At 58.4% G+C, this 20,277-nt stretch carries 13 protein-coding genes; 7 read left to right on the top strand and 6 right to left on the bottom strand.

Going from position 1 to position 20,277, the window contains the following annotated elements; translation table 11 throughout:
* The 7 genes from ACRDD5_RS02180 (at position 1) to ACRDD5_RS02150 (ending at position 6,964) form a co-directional block, all read left to right on the top strand.
* The gene (locus tag ACRDD5_RS02180; RefSeq protein ID WP_438675773.1) at positions 1 to 708 is read left to right on the top strand and encodes a GntR family transcriptional regulator; all 708 of its coding nucleotides are present in this window, start codon (positions 1 to 3) and stop codon (positions 706 to 708) included.
* Positions 709 to 773: 65 nt separating this feature from the next.
* On the top strand, positions 774 to 2,045 hold the full coding sequence (gene urtA / locus ACRDD5_RS02175) for an urea ABC transporter substrate-binding protein (RefSeq protein ID WP_271283446.1): 1,272 nt from the start codon (positions 774 to 776) through the stop codon (positions 2,043 to 2,045).
* 80 nt (positions 2,046 to 2,125) lie between these two features.
* The gene (gene urtB / locus ACRDD5_RS02170; RefSeq protein WP_438675768.1) at positions 2,126 to 3,700 is read left to right on the top strand and encodes an urea ABC transporter permease subunit UrtB; all 1,575 of its coding nucleotides are present in this window, start codon (positions 2,126 to 2,128) and stop codon (positions 3,698 to 3,700) included.
* On the top strand, positions 3,700 to 4,776 hold the full coding sequence (gene urtC, locus ACRDD5_RS02165) for an urea ABC transporter permease subunit UrtC (protein ID WP_271283448.1): 1,077 nt from the start codon (positions 3,700 to 3,702) through the stop codon (positions 4,774 to 4,776). The genes urtB and urtC overlap by 1 nt, the downstream gene beginning before the upstream one ends.
* Positions 4,769 to 5,560: an urea ABC transporter ATP-binding protein UrtD gene (urtD, locus tag ACRDD5_RS02160; protein ID WP_438675767.1), complete on the top strand. Its 792-nt coding sequence runs from the start codon at positions 4,769 to 4,771 to the stop codon at positions 5,558 to 5,560. Before urtC ends, urtD begins: the two co-directional genes overlap by 8 nt.
* A 1-nt stretch (position 5,561) precedes the next feature.
* Positions 5,562 to 6,260 (top strand): urea ABC transporter ATP-binding subunit UrtE, encoded by a 699-nt coding sequence (gene urtE, locus ACRDD5_RS02155; RefSeq protein WP_438675766.1) that lies wholly within the window; start codon positions 5,562 to 5,564, stop codon positions 6,258 to 6,260.
* An 86-nt stretch (positions 6,261 to 6,346) separates the two neighbouring features.
* Positions 6,347 to 6,964, top strand: coding sequence for a GNAT family N-acetyltransferase (locus tag ACRDD5_RS02150; protein ID WP_271283451.1), 618 nt, complete (start codon positions 6,347 to 6,349; stop codon positions 6,962 to 6,964).
* Positions 6,965 to 7,030: 66 nt separating this feature from the next.
* Here ACRDD5_RS02150 and ACRDD5_RS02145 read toward each other — a convergent pair whose 3' ends face one another.
* The 6 genes from ACRDD5_RS02145 to ACRDD5_RS02120 all read right to left on the bottom strand — a co-directional run.
* Positions 7,031 to 7,789 carry a glutamine amidotransferase gene (locus ACRDD5_RS02145; RefSeq protein WP_438675765.1) on the bottom strand — a complete coding sequence of 253 codons (759 nt, stop codon included), beginning with the start codon at positions 7,787 to 7,789 and terminating at the stop codon, positions 7,031 to 7,033.
* A 190-nt stretch (positions 7,790 to 7,979) separates the two neighbouring features.
* Complete coding sequence (locus ACRDD5_RS02140) at positions 7,980 to 8,516, bottom strand: phospholipase D family protein (protein ID WP_438675764.1); 537 nt, start codon at positions 8,514 to 8,516, stop codon at positions 7,980 to 7,982.
* 188 nt (positions 8,517 to 8,704) lie between these two features.
* Positions 8,705 to 9,994 (bottom strand): MFS transporter, encoded by a 1,290-nt coding sequence (locus tag ACRDD5_RS02135; protein ID WP_438675763.1) that lies wholly within the window; start codon positions 9,992 to 9,994, stop codon positions 8,705 to 8,707.
* 147 nt (positions 9,995 to 10,141) lie between these two features.
* Positions 10,142 to 11,284, bottom strand: a complete 1,143-nt coding sequence (locus ACRDD5_RS02130) for a mandelate racemase/muconate lactonizing enzyme family protein (RefSeq protein ID WP_438675762.1) — start codon at positions 11,282 to 11,284, stop codon at positions 10,142 to 10,144.
* A 256-nt stretch (positions 11,285 to 11,540) separates the two neighbouring features.
* A complete protein-coding gene (locus ACRDD5_RS02125; protein WP_438675761.1) occupies positions 11,541 to 14,234 on the bottom strand; it encodes a sulfotransferase in 2,694 nt (897 codons plus the stop codon).
* Positions 14,231 to 20,277, bottom strand: a 6,047-nt coding sequence (locus ACRDD5_RS02120; RefSeq protein WP_438675760.1) for a cadherin domain-containing protein, incomplete at its 5' end; no start/stop codon positions are given. The genes ACRDD5_RS02120 and ACRDD5_RS02125, both read right to left, overlap by 4 nt.

The raw sequence follows: 20,277 nt of genomic DNA, 5'->3' as shown, positions 1-20,277 counted from the left end.
ATGGCGACCGTGAGCGATAAAAACGGTAAAAAGCGCCCGGCGGGGCTGGCCGAGCGCATTTATCACGCGCTGAAAAACGACATTTTCGATTTTCGGCTGATGCCCGGGGCGCATTTCAGCGAAAACGAAATCTCTGAACGCATGGCGGCCAGCCGGACGCCGGTGCGCCAGGCGCTGTTCTGGCTTGAGCATGAAGGCTATGTGCAGGTCTATTCCCGCAGCGGCTGGCAGGTTAAACCGTTCGACTTTAGCTATTACGAAGCGCTGTACGACTTTCGCATTGTGCTGGAAAGGGAAGCCGTGAAGCGCCTGTGCGCGATGCCGCCTGCGATCTGCGCCAGTCATCTGACGGAACTGGTCAGCTTCTGGATTGACGCGCAACGCATGACGCCGGGTAAAGCCCTGTCGCGCCAGGATGAGGCCTTTCATACCACTCTGGTACGGGCCAGCGGTAACGCGGAGATGGCGCGGGTCCACGTGGAGCTAACCGAGAAAATGCGCATCATCCGCCACCTTGATTTCACCCGCAAGGACCGGGTCGAGGCGACCTATAACGAACACGCCCAGGTGTTAGAGGCGATCCTGAAACAGCAAACCGAGGAGGCGCAGCGCATTCTGACGGCACACATTTCACAGAGTAAAGCCGAGGTCAGACAAATCACCTTACACCGGCTTCAGCAGGCCAGTTTACAACCCGTTTCACCTTAGTTGTGGTTCCTGCTCCACCGTGCGGTGGGGAAAATAATGTTTCACTCTCATTTAGGGGTTTGGTCATGAAAAGACGTTCTTTACTGAAAGCATTTGCCCTGTCAGCGACCGTTGTGAGCATGGGCTTCTCGTTGCAGGTTTACGCCGCAGAGACCATTAAAGTGGGGATCATGCACTCCCTCTCGGGAACCATGGCGATCTCGGAATCCCCGCTGAAGGACATGGCGCTGATGACCATTGCCGAAATCAACGCCAAAGGCGGGGTGCTGGGCAAGCAGCTGGAACCGGTGGTGGTGGATCCGGCCTCTAACTGGCCGCTGTTCGCGGAAAAGGCCCGCCAGCTGTTGACCCAGGATAAAGCGGCGGTAGTGTTTGGCTGCTGGACGTCGGTCTCGCGCAAATCGGTGCTGCCGGTATTCGAGGAGCTGAACGGTCTGCTGTTCTACCCGGTTCAGTATGAAGGGGAAGAGATGTCGCCGAACGTGTTCTACACCGGCGCGGCGCCTAACCAGCAGGCGATCCCGGCGGTGGAGTACATGATGAGCGAAGACGGCGGCAGCGCAAAACGCTTCTTCCTGCTGGGCACTGACTACGTCTACCCGCGTACCACCAACAAAATCCTGCGCGCGTTCCTGCATGCGAAAGGCGTCCAGGACAAAGACATTGAAGAGGTCTACACCCCGTTTGGTTACAGCGATTACCAGACCATCGTCTCCAACATCAAAAAATTCTCTGCGGGCGGCAAAACGGCGGTGATCTCCACCATCAATGGCGACTCTAACGTTCCGTTCTATAAAGAGCTGGCAAACCAGGGCATCAAAGCGACGGATGTGCCGGTTATCGCGTTCTCCGTCGGTGAAGAGGAGCTGCGCGGGATCGACACCAAACCGCTGGTCGGCCATCTGGCGGCGTGGAACTACTTTGAGTCGGTCACCAATCCAGTGAACACCAAATTTGTTGCCGACTACCGCGCGTATGCCAAAGCCCACAAGCTGCCGAACGCAGACACGGTGGTCACCAACGACCCGATGGAGGCGACCTACGTCGGGATCCATATGTGGGCCCAGGCCGTTGAAAAAGCAGGCACCACCGACGTGGATAAAGTGCGGGCGGCGATGGCCGGCCAGACCTTCGTTGCGCCGGCGGGCTATACGCTGACCATGGATGCCACCAACCATCACTTACACAAACCGGTGATGATTGGCGAAATCGAAGGCAACGGCCAGTTCAACGTGGTGTGGAATACCGACCAGCCGATCCGCGCCCAGCCGTGGAGTCCGTACATCGCGGGCAACGATAAAAAACCGGAGACCCCGGTGGTTACCGCCAGTAAATAAACCCGTAGGGTAGGCGACAGGGGCAGGGTTGCTGCCCCTGTCAGCGGGTGAATGTTCCCCCATCAAAAGACGCTGACACCATGAAAATATTCCCGGCTTTGGGCTTTCTTCTTTTCAGCTGGCTGCTGATGACCGCGTCGGCGCAGGCTGGACCCGCCGCTGACTACGGTAAGGCCAGCCGCACGCAGCAGGCGCAGCTGCTCCAGCAGTGGTCTGCCGCGCCCCAGGCATCGCGTTTGCCGCTGTTGCAGGCGCTGAATAACGAAACGGTGGTTGTCGATTCGAACGGCCAGCTCTTCGTCGAGCAGGGCGACAAACCGGTGGCGCTGGAGGGCGATGTCACGCCCACGGGCGCGATGAAAAAAGTGTTTATGAATAACCGCATTCGTGGCCTGGTGGCCAGCGCGCTGGCGATGCATCAGCTGGTCAGCGACGACGACAGCGTGCGCCTGCGGGCGGCGCAGACCCTGCAAAATAGCGCCCAGGCCGACCAGCTGCCCTTCCTTAACGCCCGACTGGCGGCGGAGACAAACGACGCGGTGCACAGCGCACTCGCCATTGTGGTGGCGAACTTACAGCTCTCCGACAGCCGGGCCGACCTGCGCCTGCAGGCGGTTAAGCTGCTGGGCGAAACCAGCGATCCGCAGGTACAGGGCAGCCTGATACGGCTGACGCAGCCGCAAAATGAGCCGGACGCCGCCGTGCGTACCGCCGCCGCAGAGAGCCTTAAGCAGGTGCAGCAGCGCCTGAAGTGGGGCGACTGGCTGGGGCAGGCGTTCAGCGGCATTTCGCTGGGCTCGATTTTGCTGCTGGCGGCGCTGGGGCTGGCGATCACCTACGGCCTGCTGGGGGTGATCAATATGGCGCACGGCGAAATGCTGATGCTCGGCGCGTACTCCACCTGGCTGGTGCAGGATCTGTTTCAGCGCCTCGCCCCCGACTGGCTGATGTTCTACCCGCTGGTGGCGCTGCCGGTGGCATTTGCGATCACCGCCTGCGTCGGAATGATCCTTGAACGCACCGTTATTCGCCACCTGTACGGCAGACCGCTGGAAACCCTGCTGGCGACCTGGGGGATCAGCCTGATGCTGATCCAGCTGGTGCGCGTGTTGTTCGGATCGCAAAACCTCGAGGTCGCCAACCCGGCATGGCTCTCCGGTGGCTGGGCGGTTCTGCCCAACCTGGTCCTGCCGTATAACCGCATCGCGGTGATCGTCTTTGTTATCGGGGTATTAACCCTGACCTGGCTGCTGCTGAATAAAACCCGTCTGGGGATGAACGTGCGGGCGGTGACGCAAAACCGCCGAATGGCCGACTGCTGTGGCGTGCCGACCGGACGTATTGACATGCTGGCGTTCGGGTTAGGGTCAGGTATCGCCGGACTCGGCGGCGTGGCGTTGTCGCAGCTGGGCAACGTCGGCCCGGAGCTGGGGCAGGGCTACATTATCGACTCGTTCCTCGTGGTGGTGACCGGCGGCGTCGGACAGCTGGCCGGAACGGTGGTGGCGGCGCTGGGGTTGGGTCTGCTCAATAAAGTGCTGGAGCCGCAAATCGGTGCGGTGCTGGGCAAGATCGCCATTCTGATCTTGATTGTGCTGTTTATTCAAAAGCGGCCGCAAGGCTTGTTTGCATTCAAAGGGCGGGTAATTGACTGATGAGCCAACCTATCACCTTGACGATGGCCCGACGCGCGCCGCGCCTGACCGGCACGCTGGCCTCGCTCATTCTGGCAGCGCTGCTGGTGCTGCCTTTTCTCGCGCTGCTACCGGCCGATAACCCACTGGCCATCTCCACCTATACGCTAACGCTGGTCGGTAAAATTCTGTGCTATGCCGTGGTTGCGGTGGCGTTGGATCTGGTGTGGGGCTACGCCGGGCTGCTGTCGCTGGGGCACGGACTGTTCTTCGCCCTCGGCGGGTATGCGATGGGGATGTATCTGATGCGCCAGGCCTCCGGCGAGGGGCTGCCCGCGTTTATGTCTTTCCTCTCGTGGACCGAGCTGCCCTGGTTCTGGACGGGGACCCAGCATTTTGCCTGGGCGCTGTGCCTGATCGTGCTGGTTCCGGGCCTGCTGGCGCTGGTGTTTGGCTACTTTGCCTTCCGCTCGCGCATCAAAGATGTTTACTTCTCGATCATGACCCAGGCGCTGACCTACGCCGGGATGCTGCTGTTTTTCCGTAACGAAACGGGTTTTGGCGGCAACAACGGATTTACCGGGTTTACCACTCTGCTGGGCTTTCCGGTGTCGGCAACCGGCACCCGCATCGCGCTGTTTATCGCCACCGTGCTGCTGCTGGCGGGCTCGCTGGCGATTGGCGTGCTGCTCACCCGCAGCAAGTATGGCCGGGTGCTGACCGCCGTGCGCGATGCGGAAAACCGGCTGATGTTCTGCGGCTACGACCCGAAAGGCTTCAAGCTATTTGTCTGGACGCTCTCTGCGGTGCTGTGTGGCCTGGCAGGCGCGCTGTATGTGCCGCAGGTGGGGATTATCAACCCCGGCGAAATGTCGCCCACCAACTCGATTGAAGCGGCGATCTGGGTGGCGCTGGGGGGGCGCGGGTCGCTGATTGGCCCAATCCTTGGGGCCGGGATCGTTAACGGGGCCAAGAGCTGGTTCACCGTCGCCTTCCCGGATTACTGGCTGTTTTTCCTTGGACTGATGTTTATTCTCGTCACGCTTTTTCTCCCGCGCGGCGTGATTGGCCTGCTCAAACGGAGGAAGCATGACTGATTCACTGTTTACCCAGCCGCAGCTGCAGGACCGTTACCGGGATACCACCGATCCGGTGCTGCAGCTTGAAAATATCAACGTGACCTTCGACGCTTTCCGCGCCCTGACCAATCTCTCGTTATCCATTGGCGTGGGGGAGCTGCGCTGTATCATCGGGCCAAACGGCGCGGGGAAAACCACGCTGATGGACGTGATTACCGGTAAAACCCGGCCGGACAGCGGGAAGGTGACCTACGACCAGGATATCGACCTGATAGGGATGTCGCCGGTCGAGATCGCCCGGGCGGGGATTGGACGCAAATTCCAGAAGCCGACGGTATTTGAAGCCCTGAGCGTGATGGAAAATCTGGAAATCGCGCTTAAAACCGATAAGTCGGTCTGGGCCAGCCTGCGGGCAAAACTGAACGGCGAGCAGCGTGACCGCATTGATGAGGTGCTGCAGCTCTTAAGGCTGGGGGAGCATCGCCATCGCCCGTCTGGCCTGCTCTCGCACGGGCAAAAACAGTTCCTCGAAATTGGCATGCTGCTGGTGCAGGAGCCGCATTTACTGCTGCTGGATGAGCCCGCCGCCGGGCTGACCGATGCGGAAACGGACTACATTGCACAGCTGTTTCGTACTCTGGCAGGGAAACACTCTCTGATGGTGGTGGAGCATGACATGGGGTTTGTGGAAACCATTGCTGACCATGTCACCGTCCTGCATCAGGGGCAGGTTTTAGCCGAGGGCTCGCTGCGCGACGTGCAGGCCAATGAGCAGGTTATCGACGTTTATCTGGGGCGCTGACATGTTACAGGTTAAAGAGTTAAATCAGTATTATGGCGGGAGTCATATCCTGCGCGGCTTATCCTTCGACGTTCCATCAGGCGAAATCACCTGCCTGCTTGGGCGCAACGGGGTGGGGAAAACGACGTTGTTAAAATGCCTGATGGGGGTGATCCCGGCGAAATCGGGCACCGTTCACTGGCAGGGAAAACAGATTAACACCCGCAGCCCGCACCAGCGGGTGCAGCAGGGGATCGCCTATGTCCCGCAGGGCAGAGAGATTTTTCCTCGCCTCACCGTAGAAGAGAACCTGCTGATGGGGTTGTCGCGTTTTTCCGGCCGCCAGGCGAAAAGCGTACCGGAAGAGATTTATGACCTGTTTCCGGTGTTACGCGACATGAAGCAGCGGCGGGGAGGGGATCTGTCCGGCGGGCAACAGCAGCAGCTGGCGATTGGGCGGGCGCTGGCCTGTAAGCCGCAGCTGCTGATTCTGGATGAACCCACCGAAGGGATTCAGCCGTCGGTCATCAAGGAGATTGGGGCCGTTATCCGCGGGCTGGCGAATCGTGGTGATATGGCCATTTTGCTGGTGGAGCAGTTCTATGATTTTGCCGCCGAGCTTGCCGATCAGTATCTGGTGATGTCCCGCGGGACAATCGTGCAGCGTGGTCGCGGCGATGAAATGGAGGCCCAGGGCGTCCGGCATCTGGTGGCGATTTAAGGCATGGTCATGCCCTGACCCCAGGCGATAAAGAATTTTCAGGAATCGCTTTCTGGCACAACGGGCCTCACAAAGGGGAGAAACGGATGAGTAAAGAGAAACAAATCGTATCCATGGGCTATTCAGATGTTCCTGCCGGACATCTGGCGACGGTAGTGACCTGTCTGGAAATGGTTGAGAAGCCTGACACCGGCAAGAACACCTTTTCTGAGGGTATTGCGCTGCATGCGTTTGATGGTACGGCTCTGGAGGATTATCGGGAATTATACCGTCGGGTAGGCGAAGAGTGGCTGTGGTTTTCACGTATCATCATGGACGACGCCAGGCTTTCGGCTATTTTGCGTGACAACGCGGTAGAGGTGTATGTCCTGCGTAAGGACGATAAAGAGATTGGTTTACTCGAGCTTGATTTTCGGGAGTCCGGCGAGTGCGAGCTGGCTTTTTTCGGCCTGACATCAAACGCCACGGGCATGGGGCTGGGAGGGCAGTTGATGGATAAGGCAATCGAACTGGCATGGTCAAAACCTATTAAGCGCTTCTGGGTTCATACGTGCACTTTCGATCATCCTGCTGCGCTGAAATTCTATATCCGCTCAGGGTTTAAACCCTACGCATTACAGGTTGAGGTTTCGCCAGATCCTCGCTTGTCGGGCCATCTGCCGAAAACGTCCGCGCCACATATACCGCTAATTACGGCTGAATAAGGTCGACGGGGTGCGCTTAATACCTGCGTGCTGAGCGGCCGGAGTACGGACTTTTTCACCATCACCTCAGCGGTTAGTCGCGTATTCGTACCGGGGCAGGTCCATCAGCGCAAGGGAGACAAATGTCTTAAGGAGTTCTCTGGCATCAGCTGCGTCAGTTAGCGCACTGTGCTTAGCGGCAGGATCCCGCCCTTCGCTAAGGAGAGTTTCAGTCCGCAGATGAATCAATGACGCTGCAATGCCCGGTGTAAATTCTGGATGAAACTGGGTCGAGACGGCTTTTGCACCGTAACGGATGATCTGATTTTTATCGTGGGGAGATGAGGCCAGCGATTGCGCACCTGCAGGCAACTGCGTGACGGTTTGCATATGCGTAAGATGGGCCATAAAGCCTTGCGAAAGCCCGCCGGTAAGCGGATCGTCTGCACCTGCTTTTGTCAGGTTTATCTCCAGACACCCCATTTCGCGACCCTGCGGATGGTAATCCACCACGCCACCCAGCGCATATGCCATGAGCTGATGACCGTAGCAGACGCCGAACAGCGGCATGTCAACCGCGACGGCACGACGTATCCATCGCGCCGTCTCCTCGCTCCACGCCAGCTTATCCGTCACCATGTGCCAGGATCCGGTGATAACCGCGACCCGACCGGGATCGGGTTCCGGAAGAGGTTCACCCTTGAATACTTTCACGACCTGAATAGCATCAGAAGTGAGTGCCATCGCCCTGCTGAACCATACCGGCAGATCGCCGTGCTCTGTCTTTAGCGTGTCAGGCGCGGTACCCACCTGAATGAGAAGAACCGGGGGCAGGGGATTGTTCATTGCGGAATCCGCCGGATTGAGTTCACCGTTCATCAATACCTCGAGCCGGGTGTTATTGACGTAAGAAAAGGATTACCACCAATATACGCGCCCTGAACAATATTATCCCTTCTGTAGCGAAGTAAATTGTTAGCCCGCGCTAACAGCAGAAGAGGCATTCAGGCTCTTCAGGCGTGTTCGGCTATCTGTTTTAAGCAAGGTCGCCTTTTTGGTATGGCACACCATACCGCCATCGTGTCTCGAAGTGTTGCTGATACAGTTTAATCACGCGGGGTACATGCCTGAGAACCAGAATATTTTCGCTGTTAACCTTCTCAGCGGTGGGGGTGTAGTTGAATGAACCTGTTTCCAGGATCCGGCCATCAACAATCATCACCTTGTCATGCTGAATGTGGTAATGGCTATCCACGCGAATGGCGATGCCGTGGCGTATTGCTTCAGGGACTGCGGCAAGGGCGAGTTTGTTGGCCTTGTTCGCGCGGTGATCGATAACGACGGACACCTTCACTCCGCGCTCAGCTGCTTTATCTAACGCAGCAACAATATCCGGCGCTTTGAACTCGTAGGCCATCATTTCAATCGATTTATGCGCGCCGTTAATCAGGTGCAACACCATGGTCTGGGCAGAATGGCCGTCTTTTCCGGATGAGAAACCCACTTCGACCGAGGGTGCCGCAGACGCTGCGCCGGACAGGCAAACCAGCAACCCACATAATAATTTACGCATGAGAAAACCTTCGTGAAAGCCTGATAAAAGTGCAGTGAAAGACAGGCTACTCTCACTCAACTGTCGTGATATTGCTTTAAATCAAGCGGCATCCTCGAGGCGGCACGATGAAAAGCAGTCAATACCGGTGAATTGTCGCCACAACATCCATGCTCAGGATGGATGTAGTGGCTGCGGTCAAAAGGGGTTTATTTTACCGAGCGTATCGGCATGATAAGGCAGGCAGAGGCGATCACCATGATGATGGCGAAGGTGAACACCATGGTGTACGACGAGGTCAGACTTAAAATCAATGCGCCCAGCGGGGTGACAATCATCTGCGGGCATTTATTGGCGATACTGAAAACGCCCATATCCTTGCCTGCATTAGCGCCTTTATTCGGCAGAACCTGCGTCATCAGCGCCATATCAATTGACATATAGCAGCCGTAACCCAGCCCCAGCACGCCCGCCATAATCAGCATTGAGGTTTCCGTTGGCATCAACAGCGGGAACATATAAGCAAGAGCAATCACCAGCGAAGAGACAATAACAAAGGGTTTTCGCACCTGGAATTTATCGGATAAATAGCCACAGACCACCGCTGAAATCAGCAGTGCTGCCAGCTGTATACTGGCCATTGTGCCGATAATTACGTTCGAGTCGGCGTTAGAGAGGTGGATATAGTCACGCAGGATATATAACTGATAATTGACGATCATCTGATAGCCAAGAAACATCACGAAGCGCGCGGCAAATGTCCAGCCAAAGTCGGGATATTTGCGTGGGTTAATCCAAAGCTGTGTCACCAGTTGCTTAAAGCTTAACGGGTTATAGGGTAAGTCTTTACTGCTCTCCTCGCGATTAATAATACAGGAGGCTAATGACACCACAAAAATACCGATGGCGAAGATATAAAAGCCCATTGCCAGATCCCGGTTAGCAATCCAGCCGCCAAAAATGATCCCCAGAGTACCGCCGCCCGTCTGTGCTGCGCCAATAAAGCCGGAGGCGATACCGCGACGTTTAGGTTCTACCCGGTCGGGCATCATCGCGGACATCGGCCCCTGGGCGGCATTTAACGCAACCGCAGCGATCACCCAAAACAGCGTCAAACCGAGGATGGTGGTCTGGTGAGCCACCATCGCCAGGGCCATACCGCCGATAAAGGTACCACCAACCAGCCAGGGGGTACGACGGCCAAAGCGTGAGCGCGTACGATCGGAAAGCGCGCCCGCCAGGGGTTGATCGAAGAAGGTAAAAACAGACATTAAGGTGAATATTAGCGCCAGCGCAGCGACTTTACTCCCACCAGACGCATCCGTAATCTGTTGGACCTGATTGGGAATAAAGACGGAAATCACCGCATTATACAGCGCCAGTAAAAACATAAAGTTGGTTGACAGCGAAAATATAAAGACTTTAAAGCCTCTTGATTTCTTATCCTCACTGGCAGGGATAACCTCTGTCGGTAAGGTCGAGGTAATTTTAGATGTCATAATACGCTCCCGAATCGTTGAGCAATCGGATTATTAAAATAATTAGAAAAAGAAAAATTAAAGTACGCCGCTCGCTGTGAATCGTTGGCTTATTTGTTGTTTCATTTCGCCAGTTAGCGGGCTGGCAGGCCATAAAGATTGGCCATGTTATTTATTGGCACAGGTAGTGAGGCTCAAACCGGCCCGGGGCGAACGGACATGCGGCCCCTGAGGCGAATTCCATCCCTCGCTGGCGAGTTCTGCAATCTTCGACTCATCGATACGAATACCCAGTCCTGGAGCGTTCCCCAGCAGGATGCCGCCGTTCACAATCTGCTGGTCGACAACCAATCCCTCCGGGAACCCCAGATCCTGAACTTCACAACTGAAATGGTTAGGGATAGCGGCAGCGGCATGGGCGACCGGATTGGCGTTGTAGCCAACAGGACTTATCGGTACACCATGGGCATGGGCAAGGTTAGCGACACGCAGGAAGTGGCTGATCCCCCAGCACATCCCCGTCTGGGCGACATCCAGGGCTTGTTTCTGGAACAGTGGCATAAATTGCTCTAAACCGGTCAGGTTTTCGCCTGTCGCCACAGCGCAATTGACCGCACTGCGGATCAGCGCGTGGCCCTCGGCATCCCATCGACGCACCGGCTCTTCAATCCAGGTCAGATCAAGATGCCGTTCCAGCTCTTTCACATAACGCACGGCCTGTTTGGCATTCATCGACTCATTCACATCGATCATTACCGCAGGCGATTTGCTGTTACGCTGGTACACCTCTTTGATTTTCTGCAGACGCCGCAAATCGTCTTCGGTATCCAGCCCACCTTTAAGCTTGAAGGCGCTAAATCCCCGTTCCGCATAACGCTGGTGAAGGGCGACCAGTGCCTGGTCATCGAGCGGGTAATCCAGCCCCGAGGCATATCCGGTGACGAAAGGATCCCGGGCACCGAGCATTTTCCACAGCGGTTGTTCAGCTATTTTTGCCTTCAGATCCCAGAGCGCCATATCGACGACGCCAATAGCCCCGAAGACGCTTCCGGCATGCCCGGATTTAAATACCCATGCCTGCATGCGGTCGTACAGCGCAGTGACGGCACAGGGATCCTCCCCCTCTATCGCCGGAAAGATGCGCTGGATATCTGCATGTCCGCCCACCCCGATCCCGCTCACGCCTTCGTCTGTCTCCAGAATCAACACGGGGACTTCGGTAATTCCAGACGTCACCGTACCGTTAACATCCCCGATAGGGCGTTGCCAGCGATGGATCGTCCTGAGGCTACGCCATCCAGTAATTTTCATGCTTTTCTCCTTTGATGGGGTGTTTCAGGTGCTTTGATTTCTAATAATCAACCACTTAAAACTTATTTTAGCCTTGAGGGCATCTCTGGATCTGATGAATTCTGAATGACTATAGTCGCAGTTGTTAAATTAATGTGATAGGTAAGATTCCCAGTGATATGGATGAAATTTTCAAATCAATAAAACTGTGAGCAGCTTAAAAAAAAGCCCAGAAAACAGGCGGCTAGCGGGCGTCCCTGCCTGCTCGTGCCGATACTCAGTAAAACGGCTCCGACGCGGAGGTGCGAATGGAAAAGCCCAGAGGAATGGCATCATTCTGTTCAACATCCCTTGCGCTTACCACGCTGTCACCCGTACCGACGTGGTGCACCCTTAACATCTGCGCCTTTTCCGGCTGCTGCGCTAATTCGTATGCCTGCGCCAGATCGCGTCGCCAGTTAACATTCCATGGGCAGGTCTGGTGTCCTTTTTCCATGTGCTCAATGCCCTCAGCCAGGTGCCCTTTACGCACGCAAATCAGGCCCACCATGAAATGCGCGGTAGCGTGTTCGGGCACGTGGTGCAGCAGACGTCTGAAGAGCATCTCGGCGTCATCAAGCTTCCCCTGACGATAGCATGCGATACCCTCGGTCTGCATTCCTGGTACGGGCAAGCTCACCATCTCAACAGGCTCATGCACGATCTTCGCGTTAGTACCCGCGATCAGCGGCGCAAGAAAGTCCGCGTAACGCCGCCAGCGTTCGCGTGCAGTCTGATAGATAGGCTGACGCACCTGCCACACACTGGCAGTCTTGACCGGCCTGTCCAGTTCAGAGGTGTCGAGCACCTGCGGCTCCCACTGCACGCCCAGATAATCCAGCATGCGACGGGCCTCGCGCTCCGGGTCAGAGACCACGTCCTCATAGCGCACGTCGAGAATCTCACCGGGGAACAGCTGGTTCCAGTGGTGCATCATGAGGTTGTGGTCGGCCAGTTGTTCACCAATCCACTGCAGGTCATAGGCGAAGCCCATTCCCCCGTGCTTAGCCGCGTAGTCGGTAAAGTAATTGGAGATAGCGATATCGCGTGGGTCGCGTCGCACTGAGATTATCCGCGCATTCGGGAACAGCAGTTTGATAAGACCGATGTTCTCGAAATTGTGCGGCAGCTTATCCACCACATGCCGGAGCTCAGACGCGTTTTCGGGCAAGCTTTCCCGCAGTTCCTTCAGCAGGCTGGCGGTGATACCCGCCACGACATCGGCCGACAGATCGTCCACACAGTCCGGATAATGACGTCCAGACCCCGTATTACGTTCCCAGCTTTCCAGCCTGGCGATCGTAGTGGGGATCACCCCAAGTTCGCCCGCGCCGTGAATTTGGCTGTGTCCCGCCAGGATCTGTTCGATAAGCGTGGTACCGGAACGCGGCATACCCAGTACGAACACGGGCAGCGTTGAATCGTTGCCGATGCCGCGTCGGTTTTCAAATAGCGAACGGCTGAAAGCATGACGGATACGCGCGCTGCCCTGCCGGTGCGCAACCGGGTCGTAACGCAGCAGTGCGCGGCTGGCCGCATTGGCTTCGTTTGCCAGCGTGAAGGCTTTGGTGTAGTCCTTGCGCTTTTCCCAGGCGGCAGCAAGTTGCAGCAGCAGTCCTGGCTGCACCGGGCCGGAGAGACCCGGCCGTCGTGCCAGGGTTTCCAGGCGAATCAACGTCTCTTCGTCTTGCGGAAAACGTCGGGCGTTGATCAGTGCCGCATGACCGCGTGCCGGGTCGATGGCTAATACCTGTTCGAACAAGGCGACGGCCTCGTCGATGCGCCCCAACTGCATATATAACTGCCCCAGCCCCTGCAGGGCAGGGACCTGGCGCGGATGCGCTTGCAGTACCTCGACGTATCGCGCCTCAGCCACGATGTAGTGCTGCTCCCGCGCATCCACCCCGGCCAGTGCCACTTGCGCCTGTACCAGCCACTTAGCCGTCTGCGCGGCGTCCATCTCGGGTGATGGCGTCAGCGCCCCGGCCTCCTCGATAGCCTGTTCGGCCACCTGACGCGCCAGCGCCGGATGGCCTTGGGTAGCGACGCTGGCCAGCTTCAGGCGCAAAGGCAGCGTCATTTTTTGCTGTTGTCCGGCCAGATGGAGGGCACGGTGCAGCAACGTCATGGCCTGAGGCAGGCGCCCCTGCAACTCCGCCAGTTCAGCGTGCTGCTGGTACAGGTCCGGATGTTCCGGGTAATGCTGCAGACCACGGCGCAGCGCATCTTCAGCCTGGGCATGGCGTCCACGCTCGGCCAGACGCTGAGCATAACCGGTCAGCAGGCCGCAGTAATCGTCCTCAGCCAGTTCAGCATGGCGTGAATCCAGCCAGGCATCAGCGCGGGCGTTGTCGTCACTGGCCAGCCACAGCTCCAGGCGCAGGCCGCGCAGCTGCTGGTCGTACAGAGCCACCAGCAGTGCGGGCCAGTGCTCCCGCTCGCCTGCCCAGAAGAGGTCGGCGGCGGCCAGCGTCTCCCCGGCCTGCGGCAGGTCCGCACGTTGCAGGTAGAGACGCAGCAGCTGCTGATAGACGGCGATACCGGGTTGCAGGCGCAGACTGGATTCATACAGGGGGAGAGCCTCCTCCCCCCGCTGATGCTGCACATAGCAGGCAGCCAGACGCGCCAGCAGAAGCGCGTGGTCTGGTGCCTCTGGGCGCGTGGCTTCCAGCAGCGCCTGCGCCGCGTCAAATTCCCCAAGCTGCAGGTGTACGGCGGCGAGGTCGACGCGGGCGTCGACCTCCAGTGCCGCCGGGTCCAGCGCAATCAGCGTATCGCGGGCCGCCTCTGGCTGGCCCAGATGGGCCAGGGCCAGGGCCAGCAGCACCTGTTCTGCGGGTGAAAGCGCCGGCAGGCTCAGGCATGCCTGATGCAGCACCTCGAACTGCTGCATCTCGACCAGACGGCGTAGCAACGTCAGTGAACCTGTCATGGTATCGCCAGTCCTTGCGAGGTGAGTACGCCAACAGGCATCGCCTGCAGATACGCCTGACCAAACGAATTGTCCCCATTCGGGTTGGCGGCCCAGTTGCCGTTCCAGAGATCCACGTTATTGCCATAATCGCGAGTGAACTGGCCGTTTGCGGCAACTCCGGCGGCGTTGTAAGTAGAAAACGTAGAAGAAGAGAACCTCGCTATCCAGTTAACGGAATTTGTACCCTGATGCATCCCCGTCACTGGTTCGCCGAGTCTTGCCTGAACATCGCTGCCCGTGCCCACCAGCACAATCTTGTCGTCCGTGCCCAGATTCTGCGCGCCCGACCACATCTCGTTGCTGTCCAGCCCAACCAGTGAGCTGTAACTGCTGTTGACCTGGATATAGATGGTGTACGCGGTATTGGCATCAAAGACGCGCCCGTTGTGATCGGAGCTTTGGCCCGTCGTCAGGTCGAACACCACGATGGACGGATCCCCCATCCCGGCGGAAACGGTCGTGAAATTCAGCGCCGTCGAGGTGCTGATACCGGCATAGTCATTGCCCGCCGTGTCGTGCAGCGCGCTGCTGTCGATCTGGACGTGGTAGTTTGCGCCTGCCGCCAGGTCCGTTGTCGGGTTAACCGTCACCGTGTTGCCGCTGATGCTGACCTGCGAACTGTCGGTGATGTCGATGACCTTGTTCAGACTGCTGTTGCTCTCATTGACGAGGGTGATATGGCCGCTGCCGGCCAGCACATCCTCGCTGAAGGTCAGCGTCAGGTTAGCGCCCGTGGCTACGCTGCCGCCGTTGTCCTGTGGCGTGCTGCTGGTAAGCACAGGCGCGGTGTTGTCTACCGTCAGGCTGGTGCTGTCCGCTGCAGTCGCTGTGCCGTGGTTCGCCGTGGTGACCGTAACGGCGACGTTGCGACTGTCTACGTTGTTAATGGCACCGGCGGTGAGGGTGTATTGCGCCGTATATTTCCCATCGCCCGCGATGGCATCCCCGTGGGTGCCGTCGTCCCAGGCCGTTGCTGGCGTGCTGGCACCAAACTGGCTGAAATCCATGGTGACGCTGGACACGGCGCTGGTATTGGCATCGCCGCTGGCCGAGTTGTCCCACACGGCGGTAACGGTGTCGCCGACCTTGTAGGTCATGCCGTCTGCGCCACCTGGCGTGGAGGTGATGGCGATGTGGGCATCGGTCACTGTCGGTGCCACAGGCGCATTCAGGCCGATCTGGTAGATATCACCGACTGCGTAGCCGCTTTTGCCGCCATCGAGTGTGTCGGAATCAAACAGGACAGAATAGGTGATGTCATAGCCGCCCGCGCCATCGGAGACGATCCGCGGGTTATACAACTGCCCGCCCTGTGGCACCGTGATACCGCTGTCGGTCACGTCACTGGTCAGCTCGCCGGTGGTTTTGGAGATGGTGACCTGGCTAAAGCCGCCGTTACCGTCAGGGAACACAAACACCAGATCCGTGCCGTTGTCATAGGCCGTGGCCGATCCCGCCAGGTAGCCGTTGATATACCACGCCAACCCGGAATGGGTCTCTTTGTCCATCGCACCAACGTCCACGGCGTGATAGTTCTGGGTCCCCATGCCATAAACGGTGTTGCTCTGTACGTTGGTGGTGATCAGCGTACCGTTGTTGTTATAGAGGGTGACCTCCCAGGTCGCGGAGCGGTATTCCTGGCTAAAGACGGCAAAACCGCCGTCGAAAGCAATCACGTTGGTCGGAGAACCCTGCTCGTCATTCCAGTTAACGCGCTGCCAGGTGCTGCCGTTGTCGAAATTGGCCAGCGTGCCATTGGCGTCGAGCTTGAAGATGAAGGCCCCGATAGGCGTGCTGGTCGCCGACTGACCCGGCGTGCCTATCCAGTCGTACACTTCGGACGCCAGGACATAGCTGCCATCGCTCAGGGCCGTCAGCACACCTGGCGTCAGCTGGAATTTCATCAACTGAACTGCCGGGCTTGCGACGCCGCCGAAGTTTTGACTCGCGCTGTTGCCGCCGATCAGGGTCTGCGCGCTCTGGGTGAAGCTGGATCCGCTGCCGTTGTAGCTGAAGACAGAGACGGCTTGCTGCTGATCGGTCCCGGGGCCCATCGTCTGGTAGGCAATCGCGAAATCACCGCCATTCGCGCTGCTCTGCGCCGCGATAGTCACGCCGGAGCCAGGTGATGCCAGGGTGTCGCTGGATTGCAGGTTGCCGTTGTTGTCGTAGATAGCGTAGTGGACGCTAAAGTCAGTCCAGTTTATGGCCTCCACCTGCGACCAGGCCACGACGAAGCCGCCGTTGGCCAGAGCCTTGATCTGCGTATCCTGCATGGTGTAGCCCGCGGGAACGCTGATATCCAGAGTCTTGACGACGTTGTTGTTGGCGTCCAACACCCTGACGACGCCGTCATACAGCGCGCCGGTCGGATTGCCGGTAAGCGTGTCGCCGCCGATCTGGCGCATGTACTCCATGACCGTGTAGCCGTTACTCAGCTTCTCGAGGCCAACGTTGACAGTCATCTGGGTGGCGGTGTCGGTGGTGCTACCCGAAACCATCGGGCTGCCATCAAGGTTGTTACCCTCCGCCACTTCAACGGTGACGGTCTGGCTGCTGTGGTTACCCGCCGCATCGGTGGCGGTAACAGTAAAGTTGTAGCTGCCAGCGACGGCAGAACTGTTCAGCGTCACAACGCCGGTAGTGGCGTTGATGTTGAACAAGCCGAGGCTGTTCTGGTCCAGGCTGTAGCTGATGGCGTGGGCATCGCTGGCGTTAGCGTCGTACACCTGGGTGCCCGCCGCTGCGCCGCTGGTGAGGGTGGAACCGGTAGCGGTCGCGCCACCAGAAATCACGGGCGCGGTGTTGTCCACTGTCACGCTGCTGCCGGAGATAGCAGAGACATTGCCGGACGCATCCACGGCGTACGCGTGGTAAGTGCCTTCGTCCAGACCTGTCAGCGCCAGCACGGTGCTGGCGTTAGCCGTGACGGCAACGCTGTTCACCAGGTTGTCGGCAGCGTTGATGAGGCTGTTCAGATCCGTCACCGTCACGCTGTCGCTGACCAGGTATACCGTGCCAGCCTCTGAGCTCTGCACGGTAACCGTCTCACCGCTTTGCTCCACGCCATCCAGGTCGCTGATGAGCGTGACGCCAGGCGGCGTGGTGTCGACGACGTTGTAAGTGACGGTCTGCGTGGTCTGATTACCGGCGGCATCGGTGGCGGTGACAATAAATTGCGCACCGCTGGCCTTGGCCGGGCTGGAGAGCAACGTCACCACGCCGGTGCTGGCGTTGATGCGGAAGTGCAGGGTGTCGTTCAGGCTGTAGGTGATGCCGTGCGCGTCGCTGGCGGCAGCGGTGTAGACCGTGTCGCCAACGGCGGTGCTGTCCGTAATGTCGGCGGCGGTGGTCGCGCTGGTGAAGACCGGCACGGTGTTGTCCACCATCACGCTGCTGCCGGAAACAACGGATAGATTGCCAGCCGCATCAACGGCCCAGGCATGGTAGGTGCCTTCAGCGAGGTTGGCTGCGGAGATCGAAGCAGGGGTATTTGCCGTGACAGCCGTGCTGGCCCACTTATCGCTGGCAGCGCCGGTAATGTCGCTAAGCTGACTGACCACCACATCATCGTTGACGAGATAGACGGTGCCGCTTTCGCTGCTTTGCACAGTGGCCTGGCCGTCATGGTTCAGCACGACGAGGTTTTCGTAGGTGCTGCCGTCGGCGTTAAATTTCTGCACGTAGAGGTGGAAGTCAAAAATACCACTGGCAGGGTCGCTACCGTACCAGGTCACCATGTATTCGCCGTCTGCACCGGCGGCGGTGACCTGCGGGAAGAGGTTAGTCGCGCTGCCGGAAGTTCCCAATTGCACGATATCGCCTACCGCGATACCGCTGGCATTGAACTTCTGCACATAGACGTCCTGGCCCGACATACCAAAGCCCATCCAGGTGACGACATAGCCGCCATCGCCCAGCGCCGTGATGCGTGGGAATTGGTCGTCGTTGATGCCAGCGTTGTTGTGCGTTGCGTCCAGTTGCACGGTAGCACCCACTTTGCTGCCGCCAGCAGTGAACTGCTGCACATAGACAGCGTAGCCCCCTAAGCCGTTGGTATTGCCGTTTTCCATCCAGGTAATTACGTAGCCACCGTCGGCCAGCGCTGCAACATACGGATAGGTATTGTCGCCACCGTTATTGATGTTGCTCAAGTCGTCCAGGACGACGATGCTGCCGACCCTGGCTCCGGTGGCATCGAACTGCTGCACATAGGTGCTGTTGTTGTAGTTCGAACTGCTGTAGTCGAAGCCCGACCAGGTGACCACATAGCCGCCGTTAGCCAGCGCCGTGATCTGCGGCAGAGTTTCGTTGTTGTAGTAACTTCCCGTCGTGGCGTCCAGCACCGCAGGGGCAGCGCCGGTGCCGTTGGCATCGAACTGCTGCACATAGATGTGGTAGTCGCCGGAGGTTTGGCCCTGCCAGGTCACCACGTAGCCGCCATTGTCCAGCACGGTCACCTGCGGGCTGGCGTTGCCAGAAGAATCTGACACCGCCAGCGGCACGGTGTTGCCCACTGCAACGCCGGTATCGTCAAAGCGCTGCACGTAGACGCCGCCGCCGCTGATGTACCAGGTCACGATATAGCCGCCATCGGCCAGCGTCGCGATCTGCGGAGCGATATCCTGAGCAGAGGCGGCCCCATCAAGCTGCGCGGCTGCGGATAGTGGGCTGCCGTCAGCGTTGAACAGCTGCGTATAGATGCTGGTTTGATTGCTGGTGTCGTCCTTGCCGGTCCAGGCCACGGCGTAAGCCCCGGCATCATTAATGGCCGTCACGCTGACGACACTGTCCGACGCGTTATAGAACATGTTGGTCGCACTTGAAGCGAGCTGTATCGGTTCACCCAGCGCCACACCCTGAGCGCTGAGGCGCTGGGCATAGATCCCGTAGCTGCCATTGTTATTGCCTGCCCATGTCACCAGGAAGCTGCCGTCGCCCAGCGCGGTGGTATCAAAACCGTTGAGGTAAAGGTAGTTGGTCCCCGGACTCAATATCGCTGGTCCTGACGAGCTGCCGTCGAGCGTGACAGTAGGGGCGATTTCGTCCACATCGGTGACATTGACGGTGACGCTCTGCGTGGTTGTGTGACCTGCTGCGTCAGTGGCAACGACATTGAAGGTGTATTGCGGCGCGTGGGCGCCTTCATAGTCGGGGCTGGTATTAAAGGTGACTGCACCCGTTGTAGCGTCGATAGTGAAATACTGGGCGTCTGCGTGACCAAACTCGTCAGCCAGGCTGTAGGTGACGTGCTCGCCACCGTCGGCGGCGTCATTATCATTGGCCTGTGCGGTATAGAGGACGGTGCTGGCATCGGTATTCTCAACAACGCTCACCGTGGCGCTGGCATAGCTGTCGCTGCTGTTGCCGGTGGTGAAGCTTGGAGCCTGCTCATCAACGTTGTTGATACCCAGCGTGACCGTCTGGTCGCTGTGGTTGCCGGCGGCATCGGTAGCCACAACGGTGAAGCTGTAGCTGGTTTTGCTCTCAAAGTCCGGGTTGCCGGTCAGGGTGACTGCCCCGGTGATCGGATCAATAGTCAGATCCGCGTCGCTGCCCGCTTTGAGTGAGAAGGTGACGCCATGGCTGATATCGCCGGTGTCGGTTGCCGTGGCGGTGTAGATCACCTGACCCGCACCGCTGTTTTCGTTAATCGCCGTGGCCGTCGCGCCGCTGGTGATGGTCGGGGCAACCTCATCAATGTTGTTGATCCCCAGCGTCACCGTCCGGTCGCTGTGGTTGCCGGCGGCATCGGTAGCCACAACGGTGAAGCTGTAGCTGGCTTTGCTTTCGAAATCCGGGGTGCCGGTCAGGGTGACCGCGCCGGTGACAGGGTCGATAGTCAGGCCCGCGTCGCTGCCCGCTTTCAGCGAGAAGGTGACGCCTGCGCTGATATCAGCGGTGTCGTTCGCGGTGGCGGTGTAGATCACCTGACCCGCACCGCTGTTTTCGTTAATCGCCGTGGCCGTGGCACCGCTGGTGATGGTCGGGGCAACCTCAT

Source organism: Silvania sp. (assembly GCF_051656365.1).
GTDB lineage: Bacteria > Pseudomonadota > Gammaproteobacteria > Enterobacterales > Enterobacteriaceae > Enterobacter > Enterobacter hatchlandensis.
This window is presented reverse-complemented; position numbering and strand designations above follow the sequence as displayed.